The sequence below is a fragment of the Bordetella sp. 15P40C-2 genome, from assembly GCF_009763235.1.
In the GTDB taxonomy this organism is placed as follows: Bacteria; Pseudomonadota; Gammaproteobacteria; order Burkholderiales; family Burkholderiaceae_B; genus Bordetella_A.
The window spans coordinates 1-16,322 of sequence record NZ_WSJA01000058.1; the positions used below are offsets into that span (position 1 = coordinate 1).

The following is a 16,322-nucleotide window of genomic DNA, read 5'->3' on the forward strand; positions in this document are numbered from 1 at the left end:
ATTTCGCATCAACCGTTCGACTTGAACTTCACAATCGCCGTTTCCGGCATCTCGACATTTTAGCACACATTCGGGAAAACCCCAAATCGCTTTGTTAGTTCGCATCCGGGTAAACCCTGAATTCTCACCAACTGCCGAGCCCGAAATATTAACACACTTTTTAAATTCGGTGCAACTAGATCTCTAATAATCATCGTCGCGGGAATTTACTGCGTTACCACTTCGGCCGCACCACCTGAACCCGTTAATTCGTGTTCGAGCAGCGAAGGAACGAGACTATACACGAATTTTGAGGCCTGTGGCAAATCGGACGAAAAAACTTCAAAGTTTTTGCCATCGCGGCGATTGAGGGGCGTACGCGAGATATTTTGCAGCGTGTAGAGCCGCTATAGACATGGCAGTTTGCTGGATCGTTGCTCCCTGGGCTGCCTCTGCCTACAGGCCACTCGGCGCCCTCCTCTATATAAGCACTATATAAATAAGAGCCCGTTCGTCTCTTACCTCTCCCCTCTATATAGCGAGAGCCCACGATATAGAGAAGTCACGATAGGGGCCTGGCTACCCCCGTCGGTGATTACTTCTTTAGCCGGTCACTATATTGTTTGCGGAACTTTGCGACTTTCGGCGCGATGACGAATTGGCAGTAACCCTGTTCCGGGTGCAGCGCGAAGTAGTTGCGGTGGTAGTCCTCGGCCGGCCAGAACTTTTCGAGCGGGCGTAGTTGGGTGATGATGGGTTCGGGATAAAGCTGCTGTTCCTCCAGCTCCGCGATGATGGCTTGCGCGGTTTCACGCTGTGCCTGGTCTACCCAGAAGATGGTGGATTCGTACTGAGGGCCCACGTCATTGCCTTGGCGACCCGGTGTGGTGGGGTCGTGTGTGGCAAAGAATACGCGCAACAGATCGGCGTAGCTGAGCGTGGCGGGATCGAATTCCACTCTGGCCACTTCGACATGGCCGGTGTCTTTGCCGCACACCTGTTCATAGCTGGGATTAGCGACGTGGCCGCCGCTGTAGCCAGGCTCGACAGCGAGGACACCGCGCAGGTCGGTGAGCACGGCTTCGACGCACCAGAAGCAGCCGCCGCCGAGGATGGCGACCTGGGTCTGCGGCTGAGATTGGGATTCGGCCATATCGATGACTCCTTGCTTGCGACGGATTTCCGCCGGTCTGAATCTGACGGGTGTGATCTCGGACTAGCCGGACCGATGTCGGGCTAGACGGAGGTAATCTAATTACTCTAACTATATAGGGGTTCGGCGTAGCCGTGACGTCAGGGCCGCGAGGCTGGCAGAGTCAGGATCCATTGCGCGAGTTCGCGCGCCTCTTGTTCGCTGACCTGCCCCTGTGCCGGCATAGGCACGGCGCCCCAGACGCGTTGTCCGCCAGAGCGAATTTTCCCGGCCAGATATTGAACGGCGGCGTCTTTGTCATCGCCGGCGGCGTAGCGCTCGCCTATGCTGCGCAAAGGCGGGCCTACACGTTTAACGTCGACCTGATGACAACCCATGCAAGCCTTGCGCTGGGCCAGGGCCATGCCGGCGGCGGTTTGGTCTGCGTGAACAGCGGACGGGATAAGCGCTGCCGCCCCCCATGCGCACAGAATCGCAGCTTTCCACCAAGTCTTTACCAACATCCTACTACTCTCACCAAATTAAAAGGGTGCACATGTCATGCACCCTTGGACACGACAACCCAATCAGGGTTCAAATGCGTCGGTCACCGCTCCACGACTCGCACTGCTAGCCAGCTTGGCAAACTTTGCCAATACTCCCCGGGTGTAGCGCGGAGAGGGAGCCACCCAAGCCTGGCGACGCGCCTGCATCTCCTCATCGGAGATATTGAGCTGTAAGAGCAGCTTGTGCGCATCGATGGTAACCGAATCGCCTTCCCGTATCAGCGCGATGGGCCCGCCGACGAAGGCCTCCGGTGCGACGTGACCGACGACCATGCCCCAGGTGCCACCCGAAAAACGACCGTCGGTGATCAGACCAACCGTCTCGCCCAGGCCCTGCCCCACCAGCGCGGAGGTGGGCGCTAGCATTTCGCGCATGCCGGGGCCGCCCTTGGGACCTTCGTAGCGGATCACGACGACGTCGCCATGTTGAATGCGGCGATCCATGATGGCGGCCATGGCTTCGTCCTCGGAATCGAAGACGCGGGCCGGACCGGTGATCACCGGGTTTTTCAAGCCGGTGATCTTCGCCACGCAGCCTTCGGGGGAAAGGTTACCTTTCAAGATAGCAAGGTGACCTTGGGCGTAGAGCGCGCGATCAATCGGCATGATGACGTCCTGGTCGGCGCGCGGCACGCTGGGCACATCCGCGAGCGTTTCCGCAATAGTCTTGCCGGTGATGGTCATGCAGTCCCCGTGCAGCAGGCCCGCGTCGAGCAGGATCTTCATGACTTGGGGAATGCCGCCAGCGCGATGCAGGTCGGTGGCGACGTAGCGGCCGGAAGGCTTCAAGTCGCAGATGACGGGCACGCGGCGGCGAATGCGCTCGAAATCGTCGATGGTCCATTCGACTTCGGCGGCATGGGCGATGGCGAGAAAATGCAGAACGGCGTTGGTGGAGCCTCCGGTAGCCATGATGACTGACACGGCGTTTTCGATGGATTTGCGGGTAATAATGTCGCGCGGGCGCACGCCGCGACGCACGGCGTCGACAAGTACGCGGGCCGACTCGGCGGCGGAGGCGACTTTTTCGTCGTCCTCGTTGGCCATGGTGCTGGAATAAGGCAGGCTCATGCCCAGGGCCTCGAAGGCGGAGCTCATGGTGTTGGCGGTGTACATACCGCCACAGGAACCCGAGCCCGGGATCGCGCATTTTTCGATTTGCTTGAATTCGTCTTCGTCCATGCGGCCCATGGTGTATTCGCCGACGGCCTCGAATACGGACACGATGGTCAGGTCTTTGCCCTTGTGGTGGCCCGGTTTGATGGTGCCGCCGTAGACGTAGATACCCGGCACGTTGCTGCGCGCCAGAGCGATCATTCCGCCGGGCATATTTTTGTCGCAGCCACCGATAACCAGCACGCCGTCCATCCATTGTCCCTGCGCGGCGGTCTCGATACAGTCGGCGATGACTTCGCGGGACACGAGCGAATACTTCATGCCTTCGGTGCCCATGGACATGCCATCGGAAATGGTGGGCGTGCCGAACACTTGCGGGTTGGCGCGTGACTCACGGATGGCTTGGATCGCGGCGTCGGCGAGGCGTTGAAGACCGCTATTGCAAGGCGTGATGGTGGAATGGCCGTTGGCCACGCCTATCATGGGATTGTTAAAGTCCGACTCCTGGTAGCCTAGCGCGTAATACATGGCGCGGTTGGGCGCGCGCGCGACGCCTTGGGTGATATGGCGGGAACGGTCGTTATCCGGCATTGTGTGTCTCCGTGTTGCGTATTGATATGAGCCCTGAAGGGGCAGGCCTAACACCGGCCATGCCGGTTATTATCGACGCATTCTTTTCTAGCATGGCGGAATATGCTGCACCATCCTGAATTTGACCCAATTGCGCTGAGTATTGGCCCGGTCGCCATCCATTGGTACGGTCTGATGTATCTGGTGGGCTTTGCTCTGGTGTATGTGCTGGGCCAATGGCGTCTGACCCGAGGTCATACTAGCGCGCTCACGCCACGCGACCTGGAAGACTTGATCTTCTATAGTGTTTTAGGGGTAGTCCTAGGCGGGCGCCTGGGCTATGTCTTGTTTTATAAGCTGGATTATTTCCTCGCCCATCCCTTGCATGTCTTCTATCTGTGGGAAGGCGGCATGTCGTTTCACGGCGGACTGATCGGGGTGATCGTCGTCCTGATGCTGTTTGCGCGCAAAAAGGGGCTGTCGTTCTTTACGGTCAGCGATTTCCTGGCGCCCTTGATCCCGCTGGGGTTGGGCGCGGGACGTCTGGGTAACTTTATCAATGGCGAGCTGTGGGGCCGGCCCAGTGACGTGCCTTGGGCGATGGTGTTTCCGCAATCAGGCACGGATGTGGCGCGTCACCCGTCACAGCTGTACGAGCTGGGTCTGGAAGGGATTGTGCTGTTTGCCTTGCTGTGGTGGTTTTCCAGCAAACCCCGGCCGACCGGGCAAGTCAGCGCGCTGTTCTTGATCGGGTATGGCGCTTTTCGCTTTTTGGTGGAATACACACGCGAACCGGACGACTTTCTGGGATTGCTGGCGGCCGGCCTCTCCATGGGCCAGTGGCTATCGCTGCCCATGATCGCCGCCGGCATCGCGTTGTTCTGGTTTAGCGCAAAGAAACCTTCCCGCTGACGGACAACGATACCGTCACATCGTCAGCCTGCAGCGGCACATCGGGTGCGCTGTCCAGGCTGGCTTTGGCCATGGCCTGCATCGGACGCGGGCCTGGCATTGAAACACCGCCCCCACTGAGCTCAAGCTGCTGCAGTTGGTAGCTCTGATAGCCGAAGGCCTGAGCGGCCGCCTCGGCACGGGCCCGAAACGCATCGGCGGCTTGTTTGAGCAATTTCTCTTCGGCGGCTTCTCTGGCCTGACGCGACAAGGTAAAGGCGATCTGGGAGATAGCGACCTTGTCGGAGAGCTTGGAGGCTAGCGCCGAGGCGGCGGCGAAGTCCTGCGATTCAAGGGTGATTTCGCCGCGCGCGCGCCAGTTCTGGATTTTGCCTTTGTCGTCGGTGTAGGGCCAGACGTTGTAGCCGCCGGTATGGACCTGGACGCCTTTGACGCCGTCGGTGCGTTTGACGGCTTCGTCCAGCACGGTGCTCAAGGCACTGGTGGCCTTGGCCTGCGATTCGGCGTCGAATTCGGCTGCGAGGGTAATGCGCACGACGTCTTGGGGTACTTCCATCGAGGCGGAGGCTTGCAGGCTTAGTTCGGGCGCTGCAGTGGTCCCGGCGGACTGCGCTACAGAGGACCCCTGAGGCGACTGCGCAAAAGACGACGGCGCGGCCGCCATGGTAAGCACCAAGCAGCACATAGCCGCGGCACGGTTCAATGAAGACACGCGAAGAGAGTGCATCATGATAAGCCTATGGGGGAAGGAACTGAGGCCGGCACGGGCCTGAGCATGATGCTCAGACCCGTTGGCATAGATGCCCCGCGTGTGCCGTCTAGGCCGGCATCTCGAACCCTGAGGTTCAAGGTGGTCGCGATCCGTTGAGCTTCGGGTCAGTCTCGAAACTGCAAGACCATCACGCCCGCTCACCATTCACGCAACCGATATGCCGTAAGACATAGGTTCAGAGAATGTATGGCCAAGTCACGAGCACTGCAGGGACAAACTGGAAAATCTTAGACACCTTGCTGCTGGTCGCCCTGTCGGGGCCCAAGCTGCGACGCAGGTCAGCCCTGTTGAGGCAGCGCTTCGTCGAGCAAGGAATTCATGTGTTCAATTCTACTCTTGAACTCACCGACCGCCAAACCACCCAGCGGACCGTCGGGTGCTTTCATGGAAAGCAGCTCGCCGGCCACATGCAGCGCGGCCATGACGGCGATGCGTTCGTTGCTAGTGACCTTGCCAGATCCCTGGATGCGTAGCATCAACTGGTCGACATGGCGCACGGCGGCGAGCAGCGCGGGTTTTTCTTCGGTGGAGCAAGCGAGTGAGTAATCGCGCCCCAGAATGGTGACATCAACACGTTCCATCACGGTTGCGCTCCGTGGAGTTGTTCAGGCGCCGGCGCACCGGGCAGGCGCGCAAGCACCGAATCGATGCGTTCGCGTGCGGCTACGGTGGCTACGCGCAGACGCTGCAGCTCGGTGTCTTTTACGGTGATCGAACGCAGGAGTTCCGATTCGCGCGCTTGAGCGCGGGCTTCGATAGCTTGCTGTTCGGAGATGGCTCGGGCCAGTTGGGCGCGCAGATCAATTTCTGCCTGCCGCGCCTCGGCCAGCAGGTCGTCGACCGCGCCATCGTGTTCCTGCAGCTTTGTCTGCAGGGTCTGGATTTCTGCCTCGTGCGCCTGACAACGCTGCTCGAGCGTGCGCTGAGCGGCCTGGCTCTGGTCGAGGCTAGTACGCAACGTGTCACGCTCGGCCTGAAGGTGCCGGGTGAGTTGCACGAGTTGCCCGATACGGGCAGAGAGGTGATCTAGGTCTTGCAGCATGGGCGCTATCGTAAACCATCCGCGCCTCGATCGGGAGGCCGTACGCATGGTGAGAGAACCGGCAATATCCTGTAGAACTTTTGCCCGTGTAAGCGCCGCTCGTTAGTCGTGGCTCAAACTGGGATAACTGGGGCCAAGACGCTTCCAGAACCTTTCAGCGGCTTTCGCCTGTCTTTCTATTTACTTTCATTTTGCTTTCATTTTTTGGTGATGAGCGGATGAAGTTACAACTTGCAGGCCTTTTCTAGGGAAAACCCCATCGGCATCTCGGGCAAGTTGGGTTTGCATGGCCGGACCCCTTCGCTACCATGCGCGCTGCTTAAAAAAGCACTTCATACGAATCAACCGCAACACAGAAGTGCCGTTTTAGCGCCGTTTACGAAACGGCCTGGCTTTAACCCACATGCTGTAAATAGGAGTAGACCATGCAGCTACGCAATCGGCAGGATTTCTGGTCGGGGGTGATGTTCATCGCCCTTGGACTGGGAGCCTCCTGGCAAGCGACGAACTATCAGATGGGAACCGCGGCCCGCATGGGACCGGGATACTTCCCGTTCGCGCTGGGCATCGTTCTGGCCCTTCTGGGCGCGATCGTGCTTCTGGGGTCCTTGAGCAAGAAGGCCATGGAAACACAAGTCGATAAGTTCGACTGGCGTATTGCCTTTTTGGTGATCGGATCGGTGGTGCTTTACGCACTGATCTTGAAGCCGCTGGGCGTTTATCTCTCGGTCTTTGTGTTGGTGGTGGTCAGCAGCTTTGCCAGCCATGAGTTCAATCTCAAGGTGGCAGTGGCTAACGGTATCTTCCTGGTGGTGTTCTCGTACCTGGCCTTCATCAAGGGCTTGGGTCTGATTTTCCCGCTGTGGCCGTCGTTTCTGGGCATGAACTAAGGAGTCATCGGCCATGGAATTGTTTGATAATTTGATGCTAGGTTTCTCGGTTGCGTTTACGCCCGAAAACCTGCTGTACGCGCTGCTCGGTTGTATTCTGGGTACGCTGATTGGCGTATTGCCCGGTATCGGCCCCGTGCCGACGATCGCAATGCTGCTGCCGATCACGTACGTGCTGCCCCCGGTGGCCGGCCTGATCATGCTGGCGGGTATTTACTACGGTGCTCAGTACGGCGGCTCGACGACTGCGATCTTGGTGGCGTTGCCTGGGGAAACCTCCGCGGTGGTGACGGTGTTGGACGGTCACCAGATGGCGCGTAACGGCCGTGCGGGTGCCGCACTGGCAATCGCGGCGCTGGGTTCGTTCTTCGCCGGCTGCGTGGCTACGCTGCTGTTGGCTGGTTTTGCGCCTCCGCTGGCGGAAGTCGCCTTCAAGTTCGGTCCTGCTGAATACTTCTCGCTGATGACCCTCGGTCTGGTGGGTGCGGTGGTGCTGGCTTCGGGTTCGCTGCCCAAGGCTATCGCGATGATCATCCTGGGCCTGTTGCTGGGTATGGTGGGTACCGACGTGAACTCGGGTGTGGCCCGCTTTGACTTCGGCATTCCGGAACTGCAAGACGGTATCGACTTCGCTATCGTGGCCATGGGCGTGTTCGGCTTTGCCGAAATCATGACCAACCTGGAGCAGAAGGAAAACCGCGTCGACATCACCGACAAGATCGGCTCGCTGTATCCGAACAAGCAAGAGTTCCGTGAAGCCGCTCCCGCGGTGGTTCGTGGCACGGTGCTGGGTTCGATGCTGGGTATTCTGCCGGGCGGCGGCGCGGTGCTGTCGTCGTTTGCCTCCTACACGCTGGAAAAGAAGATCTCGAAGAACCCCGAGCGCTTTGGCAAGGGCCACCCCGCAGGTTTGGGCGGCCCCGAGTCGGCCAACAACGCTGCAGCCCAAACCTCGTTTATCCCGCTGCTGACGCTGGGTATTCCGGGTAACGCTGTGATGGCGCTGATGGTGGGCGCGATGACGATCCACAACATTCAGCCGGGTCCTCAGGTGATGAGCAGCCACCCGGAACTGTTCTGGGGTCTGATCGCCTCGATGTGGATTGGTAACCTGATGCTGGTGGTGTTGAACCTGCCGCTGATCGGCCTGTGGGTCAAGCTGCTGAAGGTGCCCTACCGCATTCTGTTCCCGGCCATTCTGGTGTTCTGCACGATCGGTGTGTACTCGCTGAACTACAACACCTTCGATATCTTCACGACGGCGATCTTCGGTGTGATCGGCTATGTCTGGTCGAAGCTGAAGTGCGAAGGCGCCCCGCTGCTGCTGGGTCTGGTGCTGGGACCCATGATGGAAGAAAACTTCCGTCGTGCCCTGCTGCTGTCGCGTGGTGATTTCATGACCTTCGTGGAACGTCCGCTGTCGGCATCGCTGCTGGCGGTTGCGGTCTTCATGGTGGTGCTGGTGGCTCTGCCGTCGATCCGCAAGAAGCGCGAAGAGACCTTCGTCGAAGAAGACTAAAGCGACTGTCATTCCGTCCCTGTGACGGAAGACGCATCCGGATGCCAGGCCCCGCGAGGTGCCTGGCATTTTTCTTTGGAGCGTCCAGAAAATCGGCGTTCGCCACTGCGCGATCGGCGCAGTTGCGGTAACGTTCACACTTTGACATTTGACCTGCACATCCGGAGACACTGTATGGCATCCATCGGCACCAAGGACTACGACAAAATCACCCCGAAAAAAGTCGCCTTTCTTGGCTTGGGCGTCATGGGCTACCCCATGGCCGGGCACCTGGCGAAAGCCGGACACGAGGTGACGGTTTATAACCGCACGGAAGCGAAGGCAAAGGCCTGGGCCGCCGAATTTGGTGGCTCCAGCGCCGCCACGCCGCGAGAGGCGGCGGTAGGCGCGGAAATCGTGTTTGCCTGCGTGGGCAACGACGACGATCTGCGCAGTGTGGTGTTGGGCGAGGACGGTGCGTTCGCGGGCATGTCCGCGGGCGCCGTGTTTGTCGACCACACGACGGCTTCCGCCGACGTGGCGCGCGAGCTGTACGCGAGCGGCAAGGAGCGCGGCTTGCAGTTTGTCGATGCGCCCGTGTCGGGCGGCCAGGCGGGCGCGGTCAACGGCGTGCTGACCATTATGTGCGGCGGCGAGCCGGCAACGTTTGATCTGGTCAAACCCGTCGCGCAGGCGTATGGCCGTGCGGTGACGCTGGTGGGCGAGCCGGGCGCAGGTCAGCTGGCGAAGATGGTGAATCAGGTCTGCATCGCGGGCATTGTGCAAGGGCTGTCTGAGGCCGTCGCGTTCGGGCAGGCGGCCAATCTGGATATGAAGCTCGTGCTGGATGTGATCAGCAAAGGGGCGGCGCAGAGCTGGCAGATGGAAAACCGGGGCGCCACGATGGTCGATGGCAAGTTCGATTTTGGCTTTGCAGTGGATTGGATGCGCAAGGATCTGAGTCTGGTGCTGGCCGAAGCACGCCATAACGGTGCGCGTTTGCCGCTGACGGCGCTGGTGGATCAGTTCTATGGGGATGTGCAGAAAGCGGGTGGCGGACGCTGGGATACGTCGAGCCTGATCACCCGACTGCGCGACTGAGCGACTGAGCGACTGAGCGGGCGCGGCCACATACCGCCCCGCCCTGCACTTAAGTCATGGAAGAAAAGTCCGAGCCGGGCAACGGCGTTTTCTGACCTGCCGTGGTGCCGGCGCCCACGCCGGTAGGTAGTGCCATGGGTAGCCAGAGCACGGCACACAGACCGACCCCGCCCTGGATATTGGGCTCGCCATCACGCAGGACGATGTCGCCTGCGTTGCGGCGCGCGTAGGCGCGTGCAATGGCCAAGCCCAGCCCCGATCCCGAGGACACGGACGAGCGGCCTGAGCCCAGCCGGTCGAACCGGGCAAATGCGCGAATGCGAGCCGATACGTCGATGCCTGGGCCGTTGTCGGAGATGGCCACCTCGGCGCGATCACCCACCATCCTGCCGGATACGGTGATGCGCGCTCCCACCGGCGCGTAGTGAATCGCGTTGTGCAGCAAGTTCGACAAGGCCTCGTGGATTTCCGCCTCGCTGCCGAAGACGGGCAGCGTGGGGCGGGTCTCCAGGGGTGCACGAGGGTCTCCGCCGCTCGAGGCACCGATGGTTTGGTCCGCATCATCAGAGGAGCGCGGCGCGAGCAAGTGCAGTTCGTCAGCACTCGTCGTTTCGGCAGAAACCCACCCTAGGTCCTGACGTTTTTCGTGTGACAGCGGCAGATACTGCAGCACGACATTTCGCGCCACCTCATTGAGATCCAACAGCTCGCGTGGCTGCGCCTCCCCCTGGCTGGCATGCGCCAAGGATAAAAGCTGTTCGGTCAAACGGCGAGTGCGCCCGAGTTGCTCCACAATGGCTTGCAGGCCTTCCCGGGCGCGCTGGGGATCCGGTTCGCGCAGGGCGTATTGCGCTTGAGTCAGGATAATGGCAAGCGGGGTGCGCAGCTGATGCGAAGCGTCGGCGAGAAACTGTGCCTGCTCATCAAGGACGCGCCGGTGCCGTTCGATGTGGTAGTTAACGGCATCGACCAGCGGGATCACTTCGCTAGGTACGCGCGAAGCATCCAGGGGCGTCATGTCCGCCGGAGAGCGGCTACGAATGTCATTACGCAGCCGATTCAGCGGCCGCAGCGACCAGGTCACGCCCCACCACACCAGAATGGCGACCAGGGCCAGCATTCGGGCATCGCGTAGCAGCTCTTGGCGCTGGGCCGTCTCTTCAGCGTGTAGACGCCGCCCGATGCTTTCGGCAACCAGGACGAGGACTTGACGATGCTGACCGCGATAGTAGAGATCGCGCAGGATAGCGACTACCCGCACAGGATCATCCCGATAGACGCTATTGAAAAACAAAGGCTCGCCGCGCGCCGATGGCCAGACGGGTGGGCGCGGCAGTTCGGGCATACCGGCCAAGGTGCGGCCCGAAGGGGGCACGACGTCGGACCCTTCAGGCTGGGGCGGGATCACTTCCTCGATGCGAAAGTATTTACGCAGCCCGGCCTTGGACTCGAGAATGACTTGGGCATAGACCGGCGTGGTCACGAGCAGTTGGCCATCAGGCGTGAATTCGATGCTGCTTTCGAGTACGCGGGCCGGCTCCAGCAGCGCGCTGTCGTACGCTTCGTTGGTGATGGCGGAAAGCGTGCGGTAATCGTTCCAGCTGTCAATGACGAGCAGCAGGATGATCCCCGGCAAGAGCAGAGTGATCAGCAGCGTGCGGATGCCCAGAGGCAGCCGGAATCGGTCACGCCCCGGCAGTTTCACTGCTGCTGCATTCCAGCATATAGCCTAAGCCGCGTACGGTGACGATGCGTACATCGCTGCCAGCGAGTTTCTTGCGCAGGCGGTGCAAGACGACTTCGATAGCGTCCACGCTGGACTCGCTGTCCTGGGTGAATACTTTCCCGAAAAGTTGGGCCTTGTCGACGGGGTAACCGTTGCGGGTCAACAGGACCACCAACGCGGCGTGCTCGCGCGGCGTCAAGAGCAACAATGCGCCGTCCAAGGTGAAGGCGCGGCTCTCGCCGTCGTAGGATAAAGACCCGCACTGCAGGCGCGGCTGTTGCCGGCCACGGCTGCGTCGAACGAGCGCGGCCACGCGCGCCTCGAGTTCTTCGAGCGCAAAGGGCTTGGTCAGGAAATCGTCCGCGCCCAGGTTCAAGCCACGCACGCGGTCTTGCAGCGCGCCTTGCGCGGTCAGCAGCAAGACGGGCGTGCGATCGTCGCGTCCGCGCATGTCACGCAGCACGACGAGACCATGCTTGTCGGGCAGCCGGAGATCCATGACGATCGCGTCGTATTCGTTGGCGGCCATCAAGGCCTCGGCGCTGCGGGCATCGGGCGCGTGGTCAGGCGTAAAGCCGCTTTGCGCCAATGCCCGAACCAGCCACGAGGCCATTTCGAGCTCGTCTTCAACCAGCAATATGCGCATGGCCGTCAGAGTCGGCAGAGACGGTCTCTGGCACGCGCGCCGGGCCGTGGACGCGCTGTCGCAGATAGCGCGTCTCGTGCTGGCGGCGGAACAGAATGCCGGATAGCTCGTTCAGCGCCAGGGTGTAGACCTCGCGCTTGAACTCGATCACCGCATCCAGCGGCACCCAATATTGGCTCCAACGCCAGGCGTCGAACTCCGGATGCTGCGTTGCACGCAGGCATACGTCGCAGTCGCGCCCGATCAGACGCAACAAGAACCAGATCTGCTTTTGACCTTTATAGTGCCCACGCCACTCCCGCCGGACAAAGTGGTCCGGCACGTTATAGCGCAGCCAATCGCGTGTACGCCCCAAAATACGGACATGTTCAGGCCGTAAGCCTATTTCTTCGTGGAGCTCACGATACATGGCCTGCACCGGGCTTTCCCCGTGCTTGATGCCACCCTGCGGAAACTGCCACGCGTGTTCCCGGATCCGCTTGCCCCAGAAGACCTCGTTTTTACCGTTAACGAGAATAATGCCGACATTGGGACGGTAGCCTTCACGATCAAGCATGGCCACCCCCACCGAATTCAATACAATTACAGTTGATTATACGTACCCGCAGCCACCTTTAACTATGCGCGCATCTACCTATCACATTAATACGCTCAAAGAAGCCCCCTCCGAAGCCGAAGTCGTCAGCCACCAGCTGATGACCCGCGCGGGTATGATCCGCAAACTCGCGGGGGGCATCTACACCTACATGCCGCTGGGCTTGCGGGTGATCCGGAAAATCGAAGCCATCGTGCGCGACGAGATGAACGCCGCTGGCGCCATCGAGCTGTTGATGCCGGTGGTGCAGCCGGCCGAGCTATGGCAGGAATCCGGCCGCTGGGTGCAGTACGGCCCGGAGCTGCTGCGCATGAAGGACCGCCATCAGCGCGATTTCGTCTTGCAGCCGACCTCGGAAGAGGTGATCACCGACATCGCGCGCAATGAAATTCATAGCTACCGCCAGCTGCCGCTGAATTTCTACCATATTCAGACCAAGTTCCGGGACGAGCGCCGTCCCCGATTCGGGCTGATGCGCGGGCGTGAATTCACGATGAAGGACGCCTATTCCTTCGACCGCGACGAGGCGAGCGCGCAGCAGAGCTACGACAAGATGTTCGACGCCTATATGCGCATTTTCGCCCGCCTGGGGTTGGAATTCCGCGCGGTGGCGGCCGACACGGGCTCGATTGGCGGCACGCGCAGCCATGAATTCCAGGTGATTGCCGATACGGGCGAAGATCTGTTGGTTTACAACCCCGAGACGCAATACGCCGCCAATATCGAATTGGCCGAAGCGCCCTGCCTGCTGGCTGAGCGCGCGGCGGCGTCCGAGGCGCTGACGCTCACCCCGACGCCCGGTGCAGCCAAATGCGAAGACGTGGCCGAGATGCTGGGCCTGCCGCTGGAACGCACGGTGAAATCGCTGGTGTTGGCGACCGAACCGGAACCGGGCAAGGTTCAGATCTGGCTCTTGATGCTGCGCGGCGATCATGAACTGAACGAAGTTAAAGCGGGCAAGGTGCCGGGTCTGGACGGGTTCCGTTTTGCCTCGGAAACCGAGATCGTCGAGCATTTTGGCTGCAAGCCGGGCTATCTGGGCCCGGTCGCCACCGCTAAGCCGGTACGTGTCGTGGCCGACCTGACGGTTGCCAACATGTCCGATTTTGTCTGCGGCGCCAATCAAGAGGGTCACCACTACACCGGCGCCAACTGGGGCCGCGATATGCCGGAACCGGAATTGGTCGTGGATCTGCGCAATGTGGTCGCGGGCGACCGCTCGCCGGACGGCGTGGGGACGCTGGCCATTCAGCGCGGCATCGAGGTGGGCCACGTGTTTTTCCTCGGCACCAAGTATTCAGAAGCGCTCAAGGCCACGTTCCTGGACGAAACCGGCAAGCCGGCCACGCTGCAAATGGGTTGCTACGGTATTGGCATAACCCGTATCGCGGGCGCGGCCATCGAACAGAATCATGATGGCCGTGGGATCGTGTGGCCACGGGCGATCGCGCCGTTCGAGGTGGTGATTTGCCCGGTGGGCTGGGGCAAAAGTGAAACCGTTCGCAACGAAGCCGTAAAACTCTATGACGAGTTGAAGGCCCGTGGTGTGGATGTAATTCTGGATGATCGTGACGCCCGTCCCGGTGTGATGTTCGCGGAATGGGAGCTGATCGGTGTGCCGCTACGTGTAACAGTTGGAGAACGCGGCCTGAAAGAGGGTGTGGTGGAATTGCAGGCCCGGCGTGAAAGCGAAGCGGCCAAGATTTCCGTCGAATCCGCCCTGACTCAGGTGCTGGACAAGCTGGAAACGCTGTAGACTGCCGGGCCGACTACCAGGCACGCCAACCGAGCGACTTGTCATTGTGATTGAATCGAAGTCCAACGAGGCGACCCTCCAGATCCGTGTCTATTACGAGGACACGGATGCGGGCGGGGTCGTCTTTTACGCGAACTATCTGAAGTTCTTCGAGCGCGCGCGCACGGAGTGGTTGCGCGAGCTGGATGTGCAGCAATCCGCGCTCGTCGAAACTGAAGCACGCATGTTTGTCGTGCATTCGTTGGACATGTCGTACCGCAAGCCCGCGCGACTGGATGACCTGATCACCATACGCAGCCGTATCACCCAGCTTGGCCGCGCCTCGATCCATTTCGAGCAGCGCGCCGAACGCGATGGGGAACTGTTAGCGCATGGCAATATTCAAATCTGCTGTGTCGATGCGATGAATTTGCGTCCGAAAGCCCTGCCTGCTGTCGTACGCGAGAAACTGGAACCTATTCAGGAATAACTCATGCAAGTCTCCAACGACATGTCGTTGATTTCGCTGGTCACCCAGGCCAGCATCCCCGTCCAGCTCATCATGTTGCTGCTGCTGGGTATTTCCATCATGTCCTGGACATATATCTTCGCCAAGCGAATGGCGCTCAAGCGCGCGCATGCGCAGACGCGCCGTTTCGAAGACGATTTCTGGTCGGGTGGCGACCTGTCGATGTTGCAGCAGGCCGTCGCCAGCCGCCGCGACGAGCATGGGGCGCTAGCTCGTATCTTCGACGCGGGGATGACGGAGTTTCTGAAAGCGCGCCGCACGCAGGGTGGCGATGTCAATGCGATCCTAGACGGCCCGCGCCGCGCAATGCGCGCGGCCTACCAGCGTGAGATGGATGCGCTGGAATCGCACTTGAACTTCCTGGCTTCGGCCGGCTCGGTGAGCCCCTATATCGGCCTCTTGGGTACAGTGTGGGGCATCATGCACGCCTTTATCGGTCTGTCGAACATGCAGCAGGCGACCTTGGCGTCAGTGGCGCCGGGTATTGCCGAAGCGCTGATCGCCACGGCTATCGGCCTGTTCGCAGCCATCCCTGCTGTCGTAGCCTACAACCGCTATACGCATGATATCGACCGGCTGTCGATCCGGTTTGACAGCTTTGTCGATGAGTTTCTGAATATCCTTCAACGCCAGGTGCGCTAATGCCGTCATTACGCTCGCACGGCCGCGCGGGCCGCAATATGAAGGCCGACATCAACGTCGTGCCCTACATTGACGTGATGCTGGTGCTACTGGTGATCTTTATGGTCACCGCGCCCTTGATCACGCCGGGCCTGATCAATCTGCCCTCGGTAGGCCAGGCCTCGGAAGTGCCCGCTACGCCGCTCGAAGTCCAGATTTCAGAAGACGGCCAGGTGGCTTTGCGCATGCGTGAGGCCGGCGCCACTTTGCAGGACATTCCTCGCGACCAGCTGATCAGCCAGGTGCGCCAGCGCATTACTGCGGAGACGCCGGTGGTGATTGCCGCCGACGGCAAGGTGCCTTACGAAACCGTGGTCAAGGTAATGGACGAGTTGCGCAGCAATGGCGTCACACGCCTGGGTCTGCTGGTCGATCAAAGCGGTGGCGCTAACCAGACGACGACCGCGACCGCGCCTACTGCGACCAAGCCGGCCAGCGGGCGATAACGCGTCGCCACGCGCCGCTTTGCAACGTTTATGAGTCGACCAATTATTCAACATAACAGCGCCGCGCCAAGTTCGCCCGCTGCGCAAGACAACCGCAAAGCATTGGGCCTGGCTATTCTGGCCCATTTGCTGCTGCTGGTTGCTCTTATCTTCGGCGTCAGCTGGCACACGGAGAACCCGGGGCCGGTACAAGTCGAGCTTTGGGCCGATGGCGTCACACCCGATGCGCGCCCGCCCGAGGAGCAACCGGACGAGCCGGATACTAAACCCGAGCCGCAACCGGAGCCCGAACCCGAGGCCGAGCCTGAGCCGGCGCCGCCACCTCCTCCGGCGCCGGAGCCTGAACCGCAACCAGAGCCACCGCCACAGGCTCCCCCTCCCCCTAC

17 protein-coding genes, 1 other RNA gene and 1 pseudogene are annotated in these 16,322 nt (G+C 60.6%); 9 read left to right on the top strand and 10 right to left on the bottom strand.

What is annotated here, in order from left to right:
* Positions 1–574: 574 nt before the first annotated feature.
* The 3 genes from msrA to ilvD all read right to left on the bottom strand — a co-directional run bounded on the left by msrA (position 575) and on the right by ilvD (position 3,384).
* On the bottom strand, positions 575–1,132 hold the full coding sequence (msrA, locus tag GOQ25_RS18990; protein ID WP_160352040.1) for a peptide-methionine (S)-S-oxide reductase MsrA: 558 nt from the start codon (positions 1,130–1,132) through the stop codon (positions 575–577).
* Between the two features lie 140 nt (positions 1,133–1,272).
* Positions 1,273–1,635 (bottom strand): c-type cytochrome, encoded by a 363-nt coding sequence (locus GOQ25_RS18995; RefSeq protein WP_160352041.1) that lies wholly within the window; start codon positions 1,633–1,635, stop codon positions 1,273–1,275.
* 63 nt (positions 1,636–1,698) lie between these two features.
* A complete protein-coding gene (gene ilvD, locus GOQ25_RS19000) occupies positions 1,699–3,384 on the bottom strand; it encodes a dihydroxy-acid dehydratase (protein WP_160352042.1) in 1,686 nt (561 codons plus the stop codon).
* 102 nt (positions 3,385–3,486) lie between these two features.
* Between ilvD and lgt the strand changes: the two genes are divergently transcribed.
* Entirely contained in the window at positions 3,487–4,275 is a 789-nt protein-coding gene (gene lgt, locus GOQ25_RS19005; RefSeq protein WP_160352043.1) for a prolipoprotein diacylglyceryl transferase, read from the top strand.
* Here lgt and GOQ25_RS19010 read toward each other — a convergent pair.
* The 4 genes from GOQ25_RS19010 to GOQ25_RS19025 form a co-directional block, all read right to left on the bottom strand.
* Positions 4,250–5,002, bottom strand: a complete 753-nt coding sequence (locus GOQ25_RS19010; protein WP_370519996.1) for an SIMPL domain-containing protein — start codon at positions 5,000–5,002, stop codon at positions 4,250–4,252. The two genes, lgt and GOQ25_RS19010, sit on opposite strands and share 26 nt — an antisense overlap.
* A 71-nt stretch (positions 5,003–5,073) precedes the next feature.
* A non-coding RNA gene (gene ssrS / locus GOQ25_RS19015) (6S RNA) lies at positions 5,074–5,263 on the bottom strand.
* A 62-nt stretch (positions 5,264–5,325) separates the two neighbouring features.
* The gene (locus GOQ25_RS19020; protein WP_160352055.1) at positions 5,326–5,628 is read right to left on the bottom strand and encodes a cell division protein ZapA; all 303 of its coding nucleotides are present in this window, start codon (positions 5,626–5,628) and stop codon (positions 5,326–5,328) included.
* Positions 5,628–6,089 (bottom strand): hypothetical protein, encoded by a 462-nt coding sequence (locus tag GOQ25_RS19025; protein WP_160352045.1) that lies wholly within the window; start codon positions 6,087–6,089, stop codon positions 5,628–5,630. Before GOQ25_RS19025 ends, GOQ25_RS19020 begins: the two co-directional genes overlap by 1 nt.
* 425 nt (positions 6,090–6,514) lie before the next feature.
* Between GOQ25_RS19025 and GOQ25_RS19030 the strand changes: the two genes are divergently transcribed.
* The 3 genes from GOQ25_RS19030 (at position 6,515) to GOQ25_RS19040 (ending at position 9,578) form a co-directional block, all read left to right on the top strand.
* Entirely contained in the window at positions 6,515–6,979 is a 465-nt protein-coding gene (locus GOQ25_RS19030) for a tripartite tricarboxylate transporter TctB family protein (protein WP_160352046.1), read from the top strand.
* A 13-nt stretch (positions 6,980–6,992) separates the two neighbouring features.
* Entirely contained in the window at positions 6,993–8,498 is a 1,506-nt protein-coding gene (locus tag GOQ25_RS19035; protein ID WP_160352047.1) for a tripartite tricarboxylate transporter permease, read from the top strand.
* Between the two features lie 174 nt (positions 8,499–8,672).
* Positions 8,673–9,578 (top strand): NAD(P)-dependent oxidoreductase, encoded by a 906-nt coding sequence (locus GOQ25_RS19040; RefSeq protein ID WP_160352048.1) that lies wholly within the window; start codon positions 8,673–8,675, stop codon positions 9,576–9,578.
* A gap of 49 nt (positions 9,579–9,627) precedes the next feature.
* On the opposite strand, the gene GOQ25_RS19045 is transcribed toward GOQ25_RS19040, so the two are convergent.
* The 3 genes from GOQ25_RS19045 to GOQ25_RS19055 are packed head-to-tail and all read right to left on the bottom strand — an operon-like array spanning position 9,628 to position 12,506.
* Positions 9,628–11,247, bottom strand: a complete 1,620-nt coding sequence (locus tag GOQ25_RS19045) for a sensor histidine kinase (RefSeq protein WP_160352056.1) — start codon at positions 11,245–11,247, stop codon at positions 9,628–9,630.
* A 16-nt stretch (positions 11,248–11,263) separates the two neighbouring features.
* Positions 11,264–11,950 carry a response regulator gene (locus GOQ25_RS19050; RefSeq protein WP_160352049.1) on the bottom strand — a complete coding sequence of 229 codons (687 nt, stop codon included), beginning with the start codon at positions 11,948–11,950 and terminating at the stop codon, positions 11,264–11,266.
* Positions 11,931–12,506, bottom strand: coding sequence for an RNA pyrophosphohydrolase (locus GOQ25_RS19055; protein ID WP_160352050.1), 576 nt, complete (start codon positions 12,504–12,506; stop codon positions 11,931–11,933). The genes GOQ25_RS19050 and GOQ25_RS19055 overlap by 20 nt, the downstream gene beginning before the upstream one ends.
* 64 nt (positions 12,507–12,570) lie before the next feature.
* On the opposite strand from GOQ25_RS19055, the gene GOQ25_RS19060 reads away from it, so the two are divergent.
* The 5 genes and pseudogenes from GOQ25_RS19060 to GOQ25_RS19080 form a co-directional block, all read left to right on the top strand.
* Positions 12,571–14,301, top strand: coding sequence for a proline--tRNA ligase (locus tag GOQ25_RS19060; RefSeq protein WP_160352051.1), 1,731 nt, complete (start codon positions 12,571–12,573; stop codon positions 14,299–14,301).
* A 46-nt stretch (positions 14,302–14,347) separates the two neighbouring features.
* Positions 14,348–14,770, top strand: a complete 423-nt coding sequence (ybgC, locus tag GOQ25_RS19065; RefSeq protein ID WP_160352052.1) for a tol-pal system-associated acyl-CoA thioesterase — start codon at positions 14,348–14,350, stop codon at positions 14,768–14,770.
* A 3-nt stretch (positions 14,771–14,773) separates the two neighbouring features.
* On the top strand, positions 14,774–15,451 hold the full coding sequence (tolQ, locus tag GOQ25_RS19070; protein WP_160352053.1) for a protein TolQ: 678 nt from the start codon (positions 14,774–14,776) through the stop codon (positions 15,449–15,451).
* A complete protein-coding gene (gene tolR, locus GOQ25_RS19075; RefSeq protein WP_160352054.1) occupies positions 15,451–15,936 on the top strand; it encodes a protein TolR in 486 nt (161 codons plus the stop codon). Before tolQ ends, tolR begins: the two co-directional genes overlap by 1 nt.
* A gap of 30 nt (positions 15,937–15,966) precedes the next feature.
* A pseudogene (locus GOQ25_RS19080) lies at positions 15,967–16,322 on the top strand (protein TolA); the annotation flags it as partial.